Source organism: Bacteroides sp. (genome assembly GCF_028690125.1).
In the GTDB taxonomy this organism is placed as follows: Bacteria; Bacteroidota; Bacteroidia; order Bacteroidales; family Bacteroidaceae; genus Bacteroides.
Genome location: NZ_JAQVBV010000028.1, coordinates 23,824 through 40,858, shown reverse-complemented (window position 1 = coordinate 40,858; position 17,035 = coordinate 23,824). Strand labels below are relative to the sequence as shown.

The window sequence follows — 17,035 nt, the reverse complement described above, 5'->3', positions numbered from 1 at the left end:
TACAATGAGAGAATACATCGACAACATATTACAGGAAATAGAATCGGAGATCAATAGCTTCGACCTATATGGCTATGATATTATCAGTAATTCTCTTAAAATGATAGATATAATCCAAAAGCATATCGATCAGTTGCGAGAACGAGTGATTGTGTATGAGTTTGGCTCTCAAGAGGAGGAAATTATCTTTTTCAAGGAACTTAAGCCTCAAATATTATCCAAACAACTCTATTTTAACAAAATATACTGCATTGAGTCTAAATTCCCTACTGGTAGCAATGAGGCTGCTAAAAAGTATCTGAACGACCAGTTGCATAGTCTGGAATATTATTTTAACCGACATCTCGACTTTCATCAATATTACCGTTCCGGCTCTACGGTATATGACAAATATTACTTTGTTCGGGGAGATGTAGATCCCAAACTATGTACTGACAGCTCCCGCTTCAATAGCGATTTGAAGTTCTCAACGGTGTATGATTTTAAGGTTGCCAAAATCATTGCTAATGAGATGCTGAGAATATATCTCAATCGCAGGCTCAAAATGATTGAAGATCCGGCTCTGTTTACAGAAACTAAAAAAGGCCGCCGAACTTGGACAGGACAGAAAAATGCCCTTATTGAATTAGGGTATTCACTGTATGCATCCGGTGATATTGACCACGGCAACATTGATGTAAAAGAGATAATGGATACCCTTGGAGAAGCGTTCAATGTAGATTTGGGGGAGTATTACCGAACCTACATTGCCTTGCGTAGTCGGAAGAAAGATCAAACGGCATACCTGAATAGCTTGATTGAAAAGTTGAAAAAGAAAATGGATGAAGATGATACAAAATAGATAACAAAGCTATCGGGTGTAAACTCGGTAGCTTTTTGATTTCAGTGAAATAATAACTTAGATAACAATAAAATGATTACTTTTGCATTAGAATAGAAGAATATAGGCTCTATATGAGCTTTTAATATAACATAGCGTTCGCAGAACGTCTCAACACGAAAACTGGTAATTTTCAACTTGAGGAGACAATACTGTGCAATGGCTGTGCTATACAACTGTATAGCGTGGTCTTGCCTGTCTCCTCAAAGGGTATACCAGTGCCTCGTGTTGAAACAGCGTGAGTACCACGCTTCTTTTTGAGGTTTGGCGAATGATTTGAGAAGTAAAAACATTAAAAATCATCCTTATGAGACGGATCATCCTTTACATCGCAACATCCATAGACGGATATATCGCCACCCCGGACGGTGGTGTTGAGTGGCTTAACGAAATTCCCAATCCTACCAATGAAGATCATGGCTATAAAGAGCTATTGGCCTCAATTGATACTGTCTTGATGGGTGGTAAAACCTACCATGAGATTATTGGCTTCGGTATCCCATGGCCGTATAAAGATAAAACATCCTATGTTGTTTCTCGCCGTGACAGCAATGTGACCCCAAATGAGAATGTCCATTTTATTACGGAAGATGTAATTGCCAGAATTTCGGAATTGAAATCTGAGATCGGAAAAGACATTTGGCTTGTCGGTGGTGGAGAGTTGACCGCAATGTTGCTAAATGCCAACCTGATTGACGAGATGCAACTTTGCATCGCTCCAACGATCCTTGGCAATGGCATCCCATTATTCCCCGGTAAGACCAAAGAGTCCCACTGGAAATTGGTTAACAGTAAAGTATTTAGTACGGGGTTACTTCTTTCTACCTATCAAAAATAGCAAATATACATATCATCTTTTGCGAAAACGACCAACTAACGACCAAGGTGGTCGTTTTTGCTTTTTAGGACCCTGCGACATTGGTTTGAGTAATTTTGATGTCAAAACGAAGCCACGCTCCCCTATTCTGACCGGATTTTTACCCCAAATAAATTTCGACCACCTTGGTTGATGGTTGTCTGTTTTAGTGCTGCAAAGTCGAGACCTTTGTGTCTGAATCATAATCATCTGCACTATGGATCGATTGAAGCAGACGCAGTTTTTCAGATACATTGTATCCGGGGAAAACAATAACATAAGTCATAATGAAATCCTTCATGCTTTTGAGCTGTTTACCTTGGCAGTAACCTCAATAGCAGAAGATCCATGTCTGGAATACAAGCAGCATTTCCGAATACTGTCATACCTCCATGCCGTTTTGGTTGCCAACGAATCACACGCCAGTCTTTCTCCATACATTACTGCCGCCATCCACTTTATCAACGCAGAACTTGAACTGCTCAAGTTTCAGTCGAAACCGCCTCTCAAACCTCAAGCACGTCAACAATCCCAATTCAACTGGTCGGAGAAGTGTACCAAGCGAGATCTTATTGAACTGTTGACAGCTTTGGATCAGATTGGGGCTATCGTTGATGTCAATGGCAAGAGAATTAGTTATTCGTTACTGGTAGAGACATTTGAGAAAATGCTCAACCTGGAGTTGTCTAAATCCTACAACATACGCACGGAAGTTCTTTCCCGTAAGATTAAATGTACCGACTTCTTGAGCCGCCTGACCAAAGCGGTCATCGAAAAAAGTCAAAAATAAGTCTCTTGTAAATCAATCTATTACAAAGAAAATCACAGGTACTACCCCCGGTACTGCTTGCATTTGGCTTTCAACTTCTTAGGAACTTTGCAGCAATAAAACATCAAAGTTATGATTGCAGCAAGAGATATGATTATGGAAGACAAGGTTGAAATGATACTTTCTGCCGTTGAATCCCCATTGATGCAAAAACGCATACTTTCCTACGGAGATCTTATACCCAAAAAGTTAGTGACGCTGATTTGTCGCACGACTGACCGCACTCTTGAACGATGGGCATATCGCTACAATATTCAGAGAGTTAAACTGGAGAACGGAACCGTCTTTTATCATATTGACGAGATTGTCCGGATGCTGTTGCTTCGTGGCGAAGGTCAAAGGATGCCCCGTGTCGAGTTGATGTACGGTTATACTGCCACTGACCTGATTGGTCGTGCCACTTCACAGTTATCCCAAATCCGATGAATTATATGACGGAAATAAAACTTTTTTATGACTGGTTAGAAACTCACCAGCTTACCCCTGCCTCAATCTCGCTGTGGCATGGACTAATGTTTATTGCCAATAGGTCGGGTTGGAAGAGTCCGCTCTATATCTCGGCATCTCTGATTGAATTTCGGACTGGCATCACTCGGTCGACATTAAAGCGTGAACGCAAAAAGTTGGTAGAAGCAGGACTGATAACCGTTGAATTTGGCAAAGGAAGAGGTCGTACATCATATCGACTGAGGTCATTAACGGAACACTTTGTGGCTCAAATTGAGCCGCAAAATGAACCACAACAAGAGCCACAACCCATAAATAATGACGAAACGGTACACTTTGCAGTCCACAGTGAGCCACAAAGTGTACCACCTATTATATATAAACTAAACTATACAGAGAGTAATAAAGAAAATATAAAAGAAAGTTTGGGTGAAATGGAGGTCGGAGCAGAAGCTCCTCCAAGTCTATCCCTCGAAAAAAGAGAAAAAGAAAAAAGTTGCGGCAAAAAAGAAAAAGAGAAAAAAGCACCCCACCTGGATACCGAAGCCATTCTGCAAACCATTGAACCGCCGTGGCGGGAAGTGATGCGTACTTGGTTGGAATATAAGCGGCTTCGCAAGGAGAGCTACAAGAGTGAAATCGGTGTCCGCAAGTGCCTAACCATGCTCCGTAATCTGTCGGGTGGTAATCCGCAAACGGCAGCAGCCATCATCGACCAAAGCATCGCCAACAACTGGGCGGGGCTGTTCGAGTTGAAACGGTCGGTCTATACCCCACGGGGACAGCCTGCCACCGGACAACATATCGGGCAGATCAAGCAGCCCGAAACCGAGGAGCAGAAGAACCGCATTCTTGAAAAGTTTGGAAAATCTAAAAAATAGCGATATGAATACATTATCACAAATTATCTCACAGATGGTCAAGGAAAGACGTCTTGACATCCGAGAACCCAACCCGATGTCGTGGGGCGACCACGAACAGTGCCGCCGAGGGTTTATCACCATCTTCCGGGAGGTAGATACCACGTTCGACAACTACCAACACCTGCCGGAGTATGACGAGGTCATAGACTGGATGACCGATACCAAAGATCAAGGTCTGCTTCTGATGGGTGACTGCGGCAGAGGCAAGAGCATCATCATTTCGGGGATTGTTCCCGTATTGCTTCGTCTGAAAAACAGATGGATTAGGGCGGTTCACGCTCAAGACCTGACTAAACCCACGCCATCGGCACAGGTGTATTACTACGGCCAGCGACCTGAAACCAATTTAGATTACCTACTCAAAACTCCCTTCCCGATTATTGATGAATTGGGTGTCGAGAGTCTGGTGAACGATTATGGGGAGAAAACCGAAGGGTTCAACCTGGTGATGAACGTGGCCGAACGATACCACCGCCACATCTTCGTGACTACCAATCTGACCGAAGAACAACTGTTGGAGCGATATGGAGAACGCACTCTTGACCGTTTGAGTCACCTGTGCCGTGTTGTTAAATTCAAAGGCGAGAGCCTGCGGTAAATCGAAACATTATGAAATCAATAGAAATTATCACGCTCTACTATTCAGAGCAAACAAGTGAGTTCTTCCCCAATCCAATGGATAGTAAACGCAGTATCCCTGTGGGAGCAAAAGTGATTGCCCGACAGATCGACAGCCGTGATGCGGAGATCTTTATCAATCGTATGCATTCCAAGTATGTCAAAGGCCGCAAGCGAGGGAAGTTCCCTACGTTGGAGATCGTCCGGTTGGAGTTGGAACTCTTTATCAAGCTCAAAAGTTATCACAGCAAATTAGTATAACCATGAAATATCAACGAGTAATACACCATTTGGAGGATGGCCGCAGGAAATACTCCACGCACAATGGCGAGATTGAGAAGTGGCACGAGTACGAAATAGAGTCGCTCAGGCGTAACCGTGAGCAACATGGCGACTCAGCCTATACCGCCGACTTTGCCAAATACGATGTGGTGGCGGCCAACCTCCGCAAGCGTTACCCCAATGCGAAAATCATTCGGGTAGTCGGTTTCGAGACCGAAGACCACGATCTGCCGTTGCAACCCGATGTAATCTTCTGAGCCTATGCCAAGCATCAAGAAAACGTGCCGCCGTCCGTGGATGACCGAGCGCAAACCTCAAGAAGGGAGAAAGCACAGCAATACCAAGTTTTACCAATCGACAGCCTGGCGAAAGCTCCGGGCCGTAAAGTTGGAGCAACAACCTTTGTGCGAGGAGTGTCTGAGTAAGGGTATCCATACACCTGCCAAGGTTGCCGACCATATCGTACCGATAAATCGTGGCGGAGCTGCGCTCAATATCGAGAATCTGCAAAGCCTGTGCGACCGTTGCCACAATATAAAATCAGCCAAGGAGGGACACGCACGATGAGAACAACATTAAAACTGAATCAGATAATTGATGAGTGGATCATTGAGACCGATGTATCCGTGGAGACCCAGAAAGACTATCGCCGTAAGATTGAGTTGTGGTTCCGGTGGTTCTCGGCACAAGGTATAGATCCACGGACTCCACGCCGGGAACATATTCTTCAGTACAAGCACCACCTCCAAGGAGAAGGCAAAAGTAAGTTTACCTACTTCAGCTATGTAACCGTGGTGAAACTGTTCTATCGTTACTGCGCTTCGCAGAACTACTACGACAATATCGGCTCCGGCATTCATTCGAGTATCAAACAACGGGAGCATTACAAAAACCCATTGTCCTCTGCCGATGCTTATCGGTTGATGGATTCGATTGAAACGAAAACGGTTGTAGGCAAACGGGATAAGCTCATCATCGCTTTGATGCTAACCAATGGACTCAGAACCTGTGAAGTTCAACGAATCAATATCCGAGACTTCGAGAAGATGGGTAACCGAACGGTATTGCGTATCCAACGCAAAGGTCGGTTAGATAAAAATGATTTGCTTGCCGTACCGGAGATGATTGAGGAACTGTTTGAGGATTATATCTCGTGCCGGAATTTTGATGTGTCCGATCCGCTTATACAAAACCATTGCAAGGGGCAAAAGGCAACCCGACTTTCCAAGCAGGCCATCTCTCAAATCGTCAAGCAGCGGCTTCGGGCAATCGGCATCGATGATCCGAAGATCACGGCTCACTCCCTGCGACACACCTGTGGGAGCCTGTTGGTTGAACAGGGTTTGGACATTGAAATGATCAAGGATCTGTTGGGTCATACCAACACGGCGACCACAAGAATTTACATTGAGCAGGCGCAGCGTAGACGCTTGATCGAAGAGAATCCGGGAGCAATTATAGCTGAGTTAATCTCAAAACCCAGAAAAAAGGGAACGATTTGAAATACAGAAGAATGAAAGCATGATTAATTAATCCATTCCACATTTGAGTGTCAAAGAGTTGCAAAAAGAGAATTGATCGGAAAATCGACTCGTAACTCTTTGATAATGGATCGAAAAAAGGCTGAATGAACTACCGGGGAGGGGGCTAAAATTCCTTCCGAAGTCACGAAAAGTAATCGAAGCCTGAGTCTTCTTCACGCACGTGCAGTGAAGCCTGATTTGGGTAAAATATAAAAACGAAGAATATGCCGAGAGGAAAACAGAAACAGTCAAACGAGATAAAAGTGCTTCGGGGAACGGATCAACCGTGCCGGATGACTCCGCAGTCGGATATGACCAAACTCGAATCGCTCCCCAAGGTGAGGCTCAAGGGTACGGCCAAAAAGATTTTTGAATACACCGCAACTGAGTTGTTGCATAAAAAATTATTGGAGGTGGTTGGTGTAGATCTGCTTGTGGCGTATGCTCGTGAGATGGCAATCTACCACGACCTGATGTTGGAGGTCGAGAAAGAGGGATTTACCATCGAGGTCGAAACCAAAAACGGAACGATGACTCAAATCAACCCTAAGCGGAAGATTGCAGAGTCCGCACTTGCCAACGCCAAGTCCCTCGCATCGGAGTTTGGGTTTACTCCGGCAAGTCGTGGCAAAATATCCTCAATGGTTGCCCCTGCGGTAGCTGCGGATGACTTTGCTCAGTTTGAGGAGATAGAATAAAAAAGGGGGCAAATGCCCCCAATATATAGTGATGTGAATTTTCTATGGCGGGATTCGAACCCGCAGCCTAACTCTTAGTTAGAGAGTCGCTCTTTCCAATTGAGCTACATAGCTGGTGCAAAGGTAATGAAATAATGAAAACAAAAAAAACAATAGCAGAGATTTATGCCGAACAGGTTTTGAGCGGCAATATACTGACTTGCGAGTTGGTGCAGCTTGCTGTGCAGAGGTATTTCAGCGATATAGATAACGCCTTGGAACGAGGGTGGTATTTTGACCGCAAGGCAGCATCACGAGCTATCAAGTTTATCGAATCACTCAAGCACACCAAAGGAGAATGGGCCGGACAACGATTCAAACTCGAACCTTGGCAACAGTTTGTGGTGTGGAATATATTTGGTTGGAAGCTGGCAGATGGTACTCGGAGATTTCGGTATGTCTATATTGAGATTGCCCGTAAGAATGGCAAAACAGCTCTATCGGCAGGAATTGGTTTGTATATGCTTTTTGCTGATGGTGAGTCTCGCCCCGAAGTCTACTCGGCAGCCACCGTGAAAGACCAGGCGAAGATTTGCTTTGCCGATGCAGTGGAGATTGTCAAGGCGACTGATCTGAAGAATTATCTCACACCATATCGAAATTCTATTGTCTATGAACTCAAAGGTGGTACATTCAAACCGTTGTCCTCCGATTATGGTACACACGATGGTCTGAACCCAAGCTGCGGAATCATCGATGAGTTCCACGCCCATAAGGATAGTGGAATGTTTGATGTGATCAAATCGGCATTCGGGGCCAGACGGCAGCCTTTGATGTTTATCATCACTACTGCCGGATTCAATAAAGCTGGTGCTTGTTATGCCTATCGGGATAATGTGATCAAGATTCTCCGGGACATCAACCAGGACGATACATTATTCGGAATGATCTATACCCTCGATAAAAACGAAGAGTGGGATATTCCGAAGATGTGGGTGAAATCCAATCCGAACCTTGGCGTGTCGCTCTCAGTCGATTACTTAGCCGACCAAGTTAAAGATGCCAAGAACCGTCCCGAAGCTGTCCGTAACGTAATGACCAAGAATGTAAACCTATGGGTGGATGCGGAGAAGACCTGGATTTTAGACGAGAAGTGGATGCAATGCGTTGGCTCGTCAACGTTTGAAGATTTACGAGGTTGCGACTGTTGGGGAGGGCTCGACCTCTCCAATGTATCCGACATCACTGCATTTGTATTGCTATTCAACGAGAATGACAAATTTCAACTGTTGCCGTTCTTCTGGATTCCAGAGGAGAAGATGCTCGAAAAAGTCCGTAAGGAGAATATCAATTATGATCATTGGGTGCGTGAGGGATTTGTAAAAGTCACTCCCGGCAACGTGACAGATTACGATTTCGTTCAAGCGGATATCCTTCGGATTATAGCTGACTACAATTTGAAGTCAACTGCCTATGACCGTTGGAACTCCTCACAAACTATTATCAATCTGACCGATGAGGGGTTGACTTTTAATCCTTTCGGACAAGGCTATGGTTCAATGTCGGCTCCCACCAAACAGTTCGAGGCATTGGTATTATCTGAGCGAGTCGAGCATTTCGGCAATCCGGTACTGCGATGGATGCTCTCGTCCACCCTTGTCAAGACCGATCCGGCAGGTAATATCAAACCGGACAAAGAGAAATCCACGCAAAAGATTGACGGTATCGTTTCATCCATTATGGCACTCGGCGAATGGATGACTTCACAGGCGGACGATGACTCCAATCCCTACAACGACAGAGGATTATTAACACTATAAAATTCAGCGTATGACAAAGCATAGAAAGAAATTCAGTGACCGCCAATTGGCAGAACGAGCAAAAATAGAATCAGAGCTATCAGCGATTCCATCACTGCACCCGTCCATCCGTAAGATCACTTCCGCAGAGGGTTTTGCGGATTACTACCTGCGGATGCGAGACCTCTACGACACCCAACTTGAAGCCTACGAACGACTCGAAGATTTCCATATCGCCATCACGGGCAAGCGTCGCTACTCGGAGTTTGATTCGTTTAGGAGAATACTCATTCGATTTTTCAAAAATTAATCACAGAAGTTTATCAATATCATCCATCAATTTCAAATACATATTTTCTCGTTCTGTCTCACTCATTCCAGAAAGAGGTTCATTAGTTGGATTTACGGCCTGAAAATCTTTTAACCTTGAATTATTATATCTACATGGTTTAACCACGATAGGAAATATACGATGTGTATTCTTGTTCAGTCCAGCCATAATTCGAGGTAATTCCTCTAATTGGATGAAATCTGAAGCCAGAAAATCTGTCGAAGCTATAAGGATAGCTCCAGAAGCATTGCTTATTGCATTTATGATGCTTTCTTTCCAATTGGTTCCTGTCTCTATTTTTGAATCACTCCATTCACTGATTTTACAATCTCGGTCTTCGTAATTTAATGTTTTTAGATGAGTGATTATTCTGTTTTTATACTCGATGTCTTTATGTGAATAACAGATAAATATACTCTTTGTTGCATTATTTTCGGTGTGAATATTTGAGGTCATATTGATGTTTTTACTAAAGATATTACCTTTATTTTTTGATAGTTCGCTGTAGTCTCTATTTGAAGCAAATGAATAGGATGGGAAAAAGTACAATCTTTTGAATCGCCCACTAAAATAATATTCTTTATCAAATTCAATAACTGGATTACTACCGCCCCATAACGAATCTAAGTTCTCAAATAAGATTCCATCAATCAATTTTTTTAATTCATTTCTACTAATATCCAATTGTCGAAGTTTCCTTAATTTTTGTAGTTCATCTGGCAACTTCGTTAGTTTATTTCCAGACAATCCTAATATCTTAAGGTTTTGCAACTTGATAATTTGTTTTGGTATCAATGATATTTTATTATTGTTCAATATCAATGTTTCCAAATTCACTAAGTTGCAACAACCTGTTTGGATTTGTGATATTTCATTATTCGATAAATTCAGAACTCTAAGTTTTGTGAGTTCTGCAATTTTTATAGGAATTGATTTTATACAGTTATTGCTCAAGTTTAGTTTCTTGAGGTTTTTACACAAAAACACCTCCGCTGGAACTTCTGTCAATCCAGCGTTTGTGAGAGTCAAACTCGTAATTTTATTATAAGGCTTTTTAATAATTTCATTCATATAATAAAAAACACTATCTTTGTAAAAACTCGGACTATGGAAGGTAGCGAGTATAAATAATGGATGCGAAGTGAAAAAATCACTCCGAGTGGAAAAACCACTTTGTAAAGTTGGGGGTTGTTTAGATTAAACCTGTGGGTGATAATTATAGGACCAGATATGGGCATATAATGATAAACCAAAAGGGGTAACTATTTCAAAACTTAATAATACATCTCCACGCTTCGGCAACTTCACAAATCTTTTAATGCAAAGATAATTATTATTTTTGTATTTGGTTTAAGTAGAGACATTGTTTCTATAAACCATAAAATCACCTCATTAAGTTTGCTTAAAAATAAGCAACTGAATGAGGTGGTTTCCTTTTAATATATTTCGAAGTGAACAGAGAGTCGTATCTGCTGAGTTCGAGAATGCCGTAAACAAGGCACTCACAGCCGACACGATTGCTGATGCGACTCGCAAACCTTATATCTCTGAGGAGGGAGCGTTAAACCTCTCGGCAGTATGGGCGTGCGTTCGGATACTCTCGGATACTGTTGGCACGATGCCGATCCATCTTTACAAGCGCACCGAGAAAGGTCGGGAACGACAATATTCTCATCAATGCCATCGCCTGCTTCAAACACCAAACTCCTTTTCCAATCGGTTCGACCTGATGCACCACCTGATGATCTCTTGTGCATTGTGGGGCAATGGGTATGCTCGGATATTCCGAGATAAGAATTACCGACCGATCAGGTTACAACTATTACATCCGGCAACGGTTGAACCAGTGTTGAGTACCAACGAGGAGCTGTTTTATCGACTAAACAATGGCGAATTGCTTCCGAATGATGAGTTGATCCATTTGCGAGGTCTATCCACCAACGGCATCAAGGGAAAAAGTCCGATTGCCGTTCATCGAGACAATCTCTCCCTTACATTGGCCGCACAGGAGTATGGCGAACGATTCTTCAACCAGGGCGGTAATATGTCGGGAGTATTCAAATACCCATCGACTCTCAAACCAGAAGCATACCAACGACTCAAAAAGGATTTAGTTGCTCAGTCAGTCGGACTACACAATGCTCATATTCCTTTGCTATTAGAGGGTGGTATGACTTACGAGCGTATTTCAATTCCTCCAGAAGATGCTCAATTCATAGCCACTCGTAAATTTCAAAAAACGGAGATTGCTACTATCTACGGTATCCCTCCCCATATGATTGCCGACCTGGAACGAGCAACCAACAATAACATCGAGCATCAAGGAATGGAATTCGTTACTTACTGCCTAATGCCATACCTTGTACGACTTGAGGAGGAATTCAACCGCAAGTTACTCCGCTATGATGAGTTTGAGGAGTATTACTTTCTATTCGGTCTGAACGGTCTACTTCGAGGTGATGCCAAAACTCGCTCTGAATATTATAAAAATATGAATCTTGTCGGGGCGATAAATGCTAACGAGATCCGTGCCTTTGAGGATATGAATGCCTACGATGGTGGTGATGAGTATTTCGTGCAAATGAATATGTCAACAGTTAAAAACGCTATAAATGGACAACAAAAGAATAATCCCACAGGAAATAGAAGTTAGATGCCTTGTCTCGGATCTGCACATAGAACAGCGAGAGGCAGAAACAGTCAGCCGCACTATTGCAGGGTATGCAGCTAAGTTTGAATCGTGGAGTGAACCGATTATGGGTTGGTTCAAAGAGAAGATTGCTCGTTCCGCATTCGACGATTGTGATCTGTCGGATGTGATTATGTGCTTCAACCACAATGTAGATGACATCCTGGCTCGAACAATAAGCGGCACGCTTCAGCTCTCGGTGGACGATATCGGACTACGATTCTCATTCGAGGCTCCGAACACGACTCGTGGCAACGATATGTTGGAATTGGTGCTCCGTGGCGATATTAATAAATGTAGCTTCCGCTTTGTGGTGGAGTCGGACGAGTGGATCTATGCCGATGATAAAAACGGTCTTCAATACGATGAACGCACCATTCTAAAATTCGCACTACTTAAGGATGTAGCGTTGGTTGTATTCCCAGTCTATAAAGATACCGAAGCCTCAGTTCGGCATCTGGAGCAACGCAAGGCGGAATTCATTCAGACTAATCAGCCGGAGCAAAAAGAAACCAACCGTTCCATTGCTGAAAGTCGGTCAAGGGAACGGTTGGTTAAATGTATGCAAATTAGGGAATGTAAGGGATCTTAGATAGATTAACTTTAATTTTATCATATCCATTTGATTTGAGCAATAGTTCAATCCCGTGTTTTATTTTCTGACTATATGGAGATTGCCCGACCATAATATCTGTAATGGGTAACAGTTCACTTTTGCATTCAAGTTTCACGTATGGAACTATAAACTTCCCATTATTACGATAAAAAATTGGAAGAACTGAGTCTTTTACGGATTCTCTTGAAGGGTTATAGATTAATCTATGTTCACGTTCTTCTTTAAAAACATTGTCTTTAAAGAAACTCACATAGGGTAGTAATATAGAGGCAATAGCCTCTGGTAATAATTCAACATCTGACTTAGGCAAATTCTGCCTATCTTTATGCACAATATAGGTAAGTAGTATCCCCAAGGTTTCTTCTATAAGTTTTAACTGAGACCGTCTATTGTAATTGACAGGCATATATGGATTATAAAACGCTTCATAAAGAGAGTCCCGATTAAAGCCAATTCTTACACCTGAATTATTTGCATACCCACGCCATTGACTCAAAATATCAGATTCTGTAGTGAAACAAACGATGTAGGTGGCTTTGAAGGTAGTTTTAGATAATTGATTCCTTACTGAGTTTAATAACTCTATTTCTTTATCTCCAAAGTCGAAATAATAAGTTGTTTGAAAATCCTTCTCACTAATTAAATGATTAATAGATTCTATTATTAGCTCTTTGCCATATTGCAACTCAGAAGAATCATTCAAAAACATAGCATCGGATGCATACAAAGTTTTTGTCTGTATTATTCCCAAAAGTCCATCAAGGGTGGTATAATGATATAGTTTTGATGGCTGTTGCTTGTTCTCTAAATCGTAGCCATAATCCTGCTCCGAACGGACTTCCGTATATAGCCATGATGCTAATGATTCCAATCTCGTATCTCTTTTATTCATAAATATTTACGAAGCAATTATTTAGCGCCAAAGGTAATCAATAAATTCCAAACCGAGACAAAGTTTCAGTAAAGCATATCAGTTGAGGGGTAAGTTTGCCTTCGGCTTCACCCTCCTTGCAGGGCATAGTGATTAAATTCCCTCTGTTCCTGCTTCGTTCGGGTGTTGCCATAAAACAATCAAAAAACTGATTAGAAAATGAGCAAATTGAAAACCCTGAGAGAGAAACGGGCAACGGTTTATACCGCCATTGATGAACTCCGCAAGGCTGCCGATGGTCGTGAGATGACTGCCGAGGAGCAGACCCGATGGGATACCCTTTTGTCCGACTATGAAAAAGCCGACAAGTTGGTCGAGCAGGAGGAACGATTCCAGGAGGTGGAACGCCGTCAGGCGGAACAAACTTACGAAAGCCGTCACAAACCCAATGAACAAGATACCAATCAGCCAAATGAGGCGGAGTATCGTTCAGCTTTTATGGACTACCTGATGCTCGGTGCAATGGGCATCACTCCCGAAAGCCGTTCCCTATTTGAGAAACGTGCAGGTATCACGGGACTCAACGGCGGTGTGATCGTTCCGAAAACACTTGCTGACAATATTGAGGTTGCACTCAAGTCTTACGGTGGTATGCTCGAAGCAGGTACGATTATCACTACCTCCACGGGTGGCGACCTGATTATGCCGACCATCAACGACACCACTTCCAAAGCAACGGTCGTTGCCGAGTACAACCAATCCACCAAAAAAGCGCCGAGTTTCGGTTCGGAAACACTCAAAGCCTACACCTATCGCACCCCGATTGTTCCAGTGTCGCAGGAGCTGTTACAGGACAGTAGTTTTGACTTGGAATCTTTACTCAGCGGACTGCTTGCCGAGAGTTTCGGTCGAGGAATCAACGAGGATCTGACCATTGGCAGCGGTACGGGTAAGCCAAAAGGCATTATCAATTGGGCGACAGCTTCCGATGCTGCACCTGCGGCAACCGCCATCAAGTTGGACGATATTATTGATCTGCTGAAATCGGTGGATTCTGCCTACGCTCGTAACGGACGATTCATGTTTAATCGTGAGACGCTGTGGTCGCTTGTCAAAATCAAGGATACCACAGGACGATACATTTGGCAAGAGGGAGCGAAAGATGGTACGCCGCCAACTCTCTTTGGCAAGGGCTATATCCTGAACGATGATGTGGCAAACATCGGTGCGGGTAATGCCTCGATGATGTTCGGAGACTTTTCCAAGTTCAAAATCCGTATGGTCAAGAATTTCCGGGTGATTCGCCTGAACGAACTCTTGGCGGAGTATCTATCCATTGGTCTGTTCGGATTCGCCCGTGTGGACGGTGCGTTGCTTGATGCTGGAACTCATCCGGTTAAGAAATTGGTTCACGCATCGGCATAATGGCAGAGCTACCCATATCACTGGCGTTGGCAAAGGCTCATCTTCGTGTCGGGGACTCCTCGCACGAAGATGAGCTGATCGCCGAAAAGTTAGAGATGGCTTTCGGTGTTGCAGAAGATATTACCAATCGGGATATTCGCACGGGATATACTTCTGAGACCATTCCTCCGGCAATCAAAGCAGCTATCCTTTTAATTCTGGGAACACTCTACGATAACGAGTCCGACAACATTGTCGGGCGTTCTGTTTCGGAGTTGTCACTCACCGCTGAGAAACTATTGCTCCCCTGGCGCATAACACCCTACGGCGATGTTTGATACCCGAATTGAGATATTGGCCTACTCCCAAGAACGGGATAATTACAACGAACGGACAATGGAGCTGATTCCGATGGGTATTTTCTATGCTCAAAAAACTGAAAGCGGCGGACGAGAGAACCTCTACGCCAGCCGGATCGTCCACGAAAACGAGGTGGTATTCACAATTCGGTACTCGGAAAAAATCAAAGCAGGAATGTTCGTGCGATTGGATGAGCTGCTACTCAAAATCACTTCGATACATGAAGAAGGTCGCCGGAAGTATTTACATCTAAAAACCGTCAAGAGCGATGCTGAAGATAAAGGTTAACGGCTACAAGGAGGCCAAAGCGATATTGGATGAACTGCCGAATAATATGCAGAAGCGGATGTTGCTCTCGGCACTCAGAGGTTCAGCCAAACCGATGCTTCAATCTGCTAAGGGCAAAGTGCCTGTCAAAAGCGGCAAACTCAAAAAGATGCTTCGTGTAGTGCGGTTCAAAGATCGCAGAGCAGCCAAGTCGGAAGTGTCGGTAGCGGTAAAGCCTGTCTTTGAGCGAACCAAGAAGAAGGGTGCGATCAATCAATACTACGGCAAGTTTATCCACGAGGGAACATCGGATGTTCGCAAATCACGCAAAGGAAAGATGCTTGTGTTTGAAAACCAGCAGGGGCAGAAGGTATTCGTCAGGCAGACCAAGGGGATTAAACCGAGCCCGTTTCTGGAACAAGCCTATCGGGAGAGTAATGAACGCACGGTTACCATTTTCGGAAACGAACTCGCCACGGCAGTTGAAAAATTTGTGACTAAGAATTTTAAACCAATCAAATGACAGATTTCAAAACAGCACTCATAGCTCTGTTAGAACAGGAAGTTCCAGAGCTAAAGGATAAGATCCAAGCCGGAGCCGTCGATGCCGAGACACCTGTACCTTATGCGGCATACTCTACACCGGAGGAGATTCCAATCCGTACCATCCACGGTATTGCCGGATACACAACCTCTTTTGATGTTTCGGTTTACCACACCAAGGTGTCGGAGGTCGAAAAACTCAAACACAAGGTGATTAAGGCGCTGGAGGGAGCAGAACTCAACAGCAGACGCAGCTACTACAAATCGGGCGAATATGTCTTTTATGCAGACTATAATATTCACGGTTATACACTCACATTCAGAATCATATAAATATGGAAAAGAAAGTAATACAAGGCGAAGACATCATTCTGCTCGTGGACGAAAAGACCACGCTTCACGCCACTACACATACGCTGAAGGTGGACTTGGAGTTGAAAGAGCTTCGCACCAAAGATACTAATGGCAAAGAGAAATCTCCAGGCGATATATCCTGGTCGGTCGATGGTGATGGATTAGTGGTAATTGATGACTGTATCGAAAATGCTCACTCCTCGGAGGATATCCTCGGCATAGTACTGAGTAAAAAGATTGTCGATGTGGTAATAAAATCGCCGATGGGTGGACTGACCAAGACTTATTCAGGCAAGGCGTTTATCACATCATTCTCGCTTGGCGCACCTGCCGGGGATAACGCCACATACAGCTACTCGCTCACAGGTAGCGGAAACCTTACTCCAACCCCAAAAGCACCACAGGCATGAAAGAGATCATCGTAAACGGCAAAGTCCTGCCAATCCATTTCGGATTAAAGGCCATCAATGAGTTTACCAAACTTCAAAACGGTGATTTCCACGATACGGTTACCACGACCAACTCGCTGGGTAATCTGGACTCCATTGTAACTCTCGCTGTTTCGGGACTCAACGAGGGAGCAAGAAGATCCAAGTCAGATATCCGCTATACCGAAAATGAGGTATGGGATCTGTTTGATGAAAACCCGAAACTCATTCTTGAGGTCTCTGAAATATTTATGGAGGCGGTGATTCCGCTGACGGATAAATTGGGGACATTAAACCCAAACGGTCAGCCGACAGCAACGGAGGGCAAGAGCGAGTAA

24 protein-coding genes are annotated in these 17,035 nt (G+C 43.7%); 22 read left to right on the top strand and 2 right to left on the bottom strand.

Features of this window, described 5'->3' with window-relative positions:
- Positions 1 to 4 precede the first annotated feature (4 nt).
- The 13 genes from PHO71_RS16800 to PHO71_RS16745 all read left to right on the top strand — a co-directional run bounded on the left by PHO71_RS16800 (position 5) and on the right by PHO71_RS16745 (position 9,144).
- The gene (locus tag PHO71_RS16800; protein WP_300205522.1) at positions 5 to 841 is read left to right on the top strand and encodes an RteC domain-containing protein; all 837 of its coding nucleotides are present in this window, start codon (positions 5 to 7) and stop codon (positions 839 to 841) included.
- Between the two features lie 346 nt (positions 842 to 1,187).
- Positions 1,188 to 1,718 (top strand): dihydrofolate reductase family protein, encoded by a 531-nt coding sequence (locus PHO71_RS16795; protein ID WP_300205520.1) that lies wholly within the window; start codon positions 1,188 to 1,190, stop codon positions 1,716 to 1,718.
- Between the two features lie 235 nt (positions 1,719 to 1,953).
- On the top strand, positions 1,954 to 2,526 hold the full coding sequence (locus PHO71_RS16790; RefSeq protein WP_300205518.1) for an RteC domain-containing protein: 573 nt from the start codon (positions 1,954 to 1,956) through the stop codon (positions 2,524 to 2,526).
- 111 nt (positions 2,527 to 2,637) lie between these two features.
- Complete coding sequence (locus tag PHO71_RS16785) at positions 2,638 to 2,991, top strand: hypothetical protein (RefSeq protein ID WP_300205515.1); 354 nt, start codon at positions 2,638 to 2,640, stop codon at positions 2,989 to 2,991.
- 284 nt (positions 2,992 to 3,275) lie between these two features.
- Positions 3,276 to 3,893 (top strand): hypothetical protein, encoded by a 618-nt coding sequence (locus tag PHO71_RS16780; protein WP_300205513.1) that lies wholly within the window; start codon positions 3,276 to 3,278, stop codon positions 3,891 to 3,893.
- 4 nt (positions 3,894 to 3,897) lie between these two features.
- On the top strand, positions 3,898 to 4,533 hold the full coding sequence (locus tag PHO71_RS16775) for an ATP-binding protein (protein WP_300205511.1): 636 nt from the start codon (positions 3,898 to 3,900) through the stop codon (positions 4,531 to 4,533).
- Between the two features lie 11 nt (positions 4,534 to 4,544).
- On the top strand, positions 4,545 to 4,814 hold the full coding sequence (locus PHO71_RS16770) for a hypothetical protein (RefSeq protein ID WP_300205509.1): 270 nt from the start codon (positions 4,545 to 4,547) through the stop codon (positions 4,812 to 4,814).
- 2 nt (positions 4,815 to 4,816) lie between these two features.
- On the top strand, positions 4,817 to 5,092 hold the full coding sequence (locus tag PHO71_RS16765) for a hypothetical protein (RefSeq protein WP_300205507.1): 276 nt from the start codon (positions 4,817 to 4,819) through the stop codon (positions 5,090 to 5,092).
- A 4-nt stretch (positions 5,093 to 5,096) separates the two neighbouring features.
- Positions 5,097 to 5,402, top strand: a complete 306-nt coding sequence (locus PHO71_RS26260) for an HNH endonuclease (protein ID WP_367279913.1) — start codon at positions 5,097 to 5,099, stop codon at positions 5,400 to 5,402.
- Positions 5,351 to 6,337: a tyrosine-type recombinase/integrase gene (locus PHO71_RS16760; protein ID WP_300205506.1), complete on the top strand. Its 987-nt coding sequence runs from the start codon at positions 5,351 to 5,353 to the stop codon at positions 6,335 to 6,337. The genes PHO71_RS26260 and PHO71_RS16760 overlap by 52 nt, the downstream gene beginning before the upstream one ends.
- Positions 6,338 to 6,582: 245 nt before the next feature.
- Positions 6,583 to 7,056, top strand: a complete 474-nt coding sequence (locus PHO71_RS16755; RefSeq protein WP_300205504.1) for a phage terminase small subunit P27 family — start codon at positions 6,583 to 6,585, stop codon at positions 7,054 to 7,056.
- Positions 7,057 to 7,190: 134 nt separating this feature from the next.
- On the top strand, positions 7,191 to 8,855 hold the full coding sequence (locus PHO71_RS16750; RefSeq protein ID WP_300205502.1) for a terminase TerL endonuclease subunit: 1,665 nt from the start codon (positions 7,191 to 7,193) through the stop codon (positions 8,853 to 8,855).
- Positions 8,856 to 8,865: 10 nt separating this feature from the next.
- Entirely contained in the window at positions 8,866 to 9,144 is a 279-nt protein-coding gene (locus tag PHO71_RS16745) for a hypothetical protein (protein ID WP_300205500.1), read from the top strand.
- Here the strand turns inward: PHO71_RS16745 and PHO71_RS16740 are convergent, their stop codons facing one another.
- A complete protein-coding gene (locus tag PHO71_RS16740) occupies positions 9,145 to 10,236 on the bottom strand; it encodes a leucine-rich repeat domain-containing protein (RefSeq protein ID WP_300205498.1) in 1,092 nt (363 codons plus the stop codon).
- Between the two features lie 349 nt (positions 10,237 to 10,585).
- On the opposite strand from PHO71_RS16740, the gene PHO71_RS16735 reads away from it, so the two are divergent.
- Positions 10,586 to 11,818: a phage portal protein gene (locus tag PHO71_RS16735; RefSeq protein WP_300205496.1), complete on the top strand. Its 1,233-nt coding sequence runs from the start codon at positions 10,586 to 10,588 to the stop codon at positions 11,816 to 11,818.
- Entirely contained in the window at positions 11,778 to 12,446 is a 669-nt protein-coding gene (locus PHO71_RS16730) for an HK97 family phage prohead protease (RefSeq protein WP_300205494.1), read from the top strand. The genes PHO71_RS16735 and PHO71_RS16730 overlap by 41 nt, the downstream gene beginning before the upstream one ends.
- On the opposite strand, the gene PHO71_RS16725 is transcribed toward PHO71_RS16730, so the two are convergent.
- The gene (locus PHO71_RS16725) at positions 12,424 to 13,341 is read right to left on the bottom strand and encodes a DUF2971 domain-containing protein (protein ID WP_300205492.1); all 918 of its coding nucleotides are present in this window, start codon (positions 13,339 to 13,341) and stop codon (positions 12,424 to 12,426) included. The two genes, PHO71_RS16730 and PHO71_RS16725, sit on opposite strands and share 23 nt — an antisense overlap.
- Before the next feature lie 219 nt (positions 13,342 to 13,560).
- Between PHO71_RS16725 and PHO71_RS16720 the strand changes: the two genes are divergently transcribed.
- The 7 genes from PHO71_RS16720 to PHO71_RS16690 are packed head-to-tail and all read left to right on the top strand — an operon-like array spanning position 13,561 to position 17,035.
- On the top strand, positions 13,561 to 14,766 hold the full coding sequence (locus PHO71_RS16720) for a phage major capsid protein (RefSeq protein WP_300205490.1): 1,206 nt from the start codon (positions 13,561 to 13,563) through the stop codon (positions 14,764 to 14,766).
- Entirely contained in the window at positions 14,766 to 15,083 is a 318-nt protein-coding gene (locus PHO71_RS16715) for a head-tail connector protein (protein ID WP_300205489.1), read from the top strand. The genes PHO71_RS16720 and PHO71_RS16715 overlap by 1 nt, the downstream gene beginning before the upstream one ends.
- The gene (locus PHO71_RS16710) at positions 15,076 to 15,393 is read left to right on the top strand and encodes a phage head closure protein (protein WP_300205487.1); all 318 of its coding nucleotides are present in this window, start codon (positions 15,076 to 15,078) and stop codon (positions 15,391 to 15,393) included. The genes PHO71_RS16715 and PHO71_RS16710 overlap by 8 nt, the downstream gene beginning before the upstream one ends.
- Positions 15,374 to 15,895, top strand: a complete 522-nt coding sequence (locus tag PHO71_RS16705; RefSeq protein WP_300205482.1) for an HK97-gp10 family putative phage morphogenesis protein — start codon at positions 15,374 to 15,376, stop codon at positions 15,893 to 15,895. Before PHO71_RS16710 ends, PHO71_RS16705 begins: the two co-directional genes overlap by 20 nt.
- Positions 15,892 to 16,248: a hypothetical protein gene (locus tag PHO71_RS16700; protein ID WP_300205480.1), complete on the top strand. Its 357-nt coding sequence runs from the start codon at positions 15,892 to 15,894 to the stop codon at positions 16,246 to 16,248. Before PHO71_RS16705 ends, PHO71_RS16700 begins: the two co-directional genes overlap by 4 nt.
- A gap of 2 nt (positions 16,249 to 16,250) precedes the next feature.
- Positions 16,251 to 16,679, top strand: a complete 429-nt coding sequence (locus PHO71_RS16695) for a phage major tail protein, TP901-1 family (protein ID WP_300205479.1) — start codon at positions 16,251 to 16,253, stop codon at positions 16,677 to 16,679.
- The gene (locus PHO71_RS16690; RefSeq protein ID WP_300205477.1) at positions 16,676 to 17,035 is read left to right on the top strand and encodes a hypothetical protein; all 360 of its coding nucleotides are present in this window, start codon (positions 16,676 to 16,678) and stop codon (positions 17,033 to 17,035) included. Before PHO71_RS16695 ends, PHO71_RS16690 begins: the two co-directional genes overlap by 4 nt.

Bases quoted from the DNA above. Each gene is read 5' to 3' on its own strand.
- PHO71_RS16705 (WP_300205482.1), top strand. From the start codon at position 15,374: ATGCTGAAGATAAAGGTTAACGGCTACAAGGAGGCCAAAGCGATATTG.
- PHO71_RS16755 (WP_300205504.1), top strand. From the start codon at position 6,583: ATGCCGAGAGGAAAACAGAAACAGTCAAACGAGATAAAAGTGCTTCGG.
- PHO71_RS26260 (WP_367279913.1), top strand. From the start codon at position 5,097: ATGCCAAGCATCAAGAAAACGTGCCGCCGTCCGTGGATGACCGAGCGC.
- PHO71_RS16800 (WP_300205522.1), top strand. From the start codon at position 5: ATGAGAGAATACATCGACAACATATTACAGGAAATAGAATCGGAGATC.
- PHO71_RS16745 (WP_300205500.1), top strand. From the start codon at position 8,866: ATGACAAAGCATAGAAAGAAATTCAGTGACCGCCAATTGGCAGAACGA.
- PHO71_RS16770 (WP_300205509.1), top strand. From the start codon at position 4,545: ATGAAATCAATAGAAATTATCACGCTCTACTATTCAGAGCAAACAAGT.
- PHO71_RS16720 (WP_300205490.1), top strand. From the start codon at position 13,561: ATGAGCAAATTGAAAACCCTGAGAGAGAAACGGGCAACGGTTTATACC.
- PHO71_RS16730 (WP_300205494.1), top strand. From the start codon at position 11,778: ATGGACAACAAAAGAATAATCCCACAGGAAATAGAAGTTAGATGCCTT.
- PHO71_RS16750 (WP_300205502.1), top strand. From the start codon at position 7,191: ATGAAAACAAAAAAAACAATAGCAGAGATTTATGCCGAACAGGTTTTG.
- PHO71_RS16790 (WP_300205518.1), top strand. From the start codon at position 1,954: ATGGATCGATTGAAGCAGACGCAGTTTTTCAGATACATTGTATCCGGG.
- PHO71_RS16775 (WP_300205511.1), top strand. From the start codon at position 3,898: ATGAATACATTATCACAAATTATCTCACAGATGGTCAAGGAAAGACGT.
- PHO71_RS16735 (WP_300205496.1), top strand. From the start codon at position 10,586: ATGAGGTGGTTTCCTTTTAATATATTTCGAAGTGAACAGAGAGTCGTA.
- PHO71_RS16765 (WP_300205507.1), top strand. From the start codon at position 4,817: ATGAAATATCAACGAGTAATACACCATTTGGAGGATGGCCGCAGGAAA.
- PHO71_RS16715 (WP_300205489.1), top strand. From the start codon at position 14,766: ATGGCAGAGCTACCCATATCACTGGCGTTGGCAAAGGCTCATCTTCGT.
- PHO71_RS16690 (WP_300205477.1), top strand. From the start codon at position 16,676: ATGAAAGAGATCATCGTAAACGGCAAAGTCCTGCCAATCCATTTCGGA.
- PHO71_RS16785 (WP_300205515.1), top strand. From the start codon at position 2,638: ATGATTGCAGCAAGAGATATGATTATGGAAGACAAGGTTGAAATGATA.
- PHO71_RS16695 (WP_300205479.1), top strand. From the start codon at position 16,251: ATGGAAAAGAAAGTAATACAAGGCGAAGACATCATTCTGCTCGTGGAC.
- PHO71_RS16700 (WP_300205480.1), top strand. From the start codon at position 15,892: ATGACAGATTTCAAAACAGCACTCATAGCTCTGTTAGAACAGGAAGTT.
- PHO71_RS16795 (WP_300205520.1), top strand. From the start codon at position 1,188: ATGAGACGGATCATCCTTTACATCGCAACATCCATAGACGGATATATC.
- PHO71_RS16740 (WP_300205498.1), bottom strand. From the start codon at position 10,236: ATGAATGAAATTATTAAAAAGCCTTATAATAAAATTACGAGTTTGACT.
- PHO71_RS16710 (WP_300205487.1), top strand. From the start codon at position 15,076: ATGTTTGATACCCGAATTGAGATATTGGCCTACTCCCAAGAACGGGAT.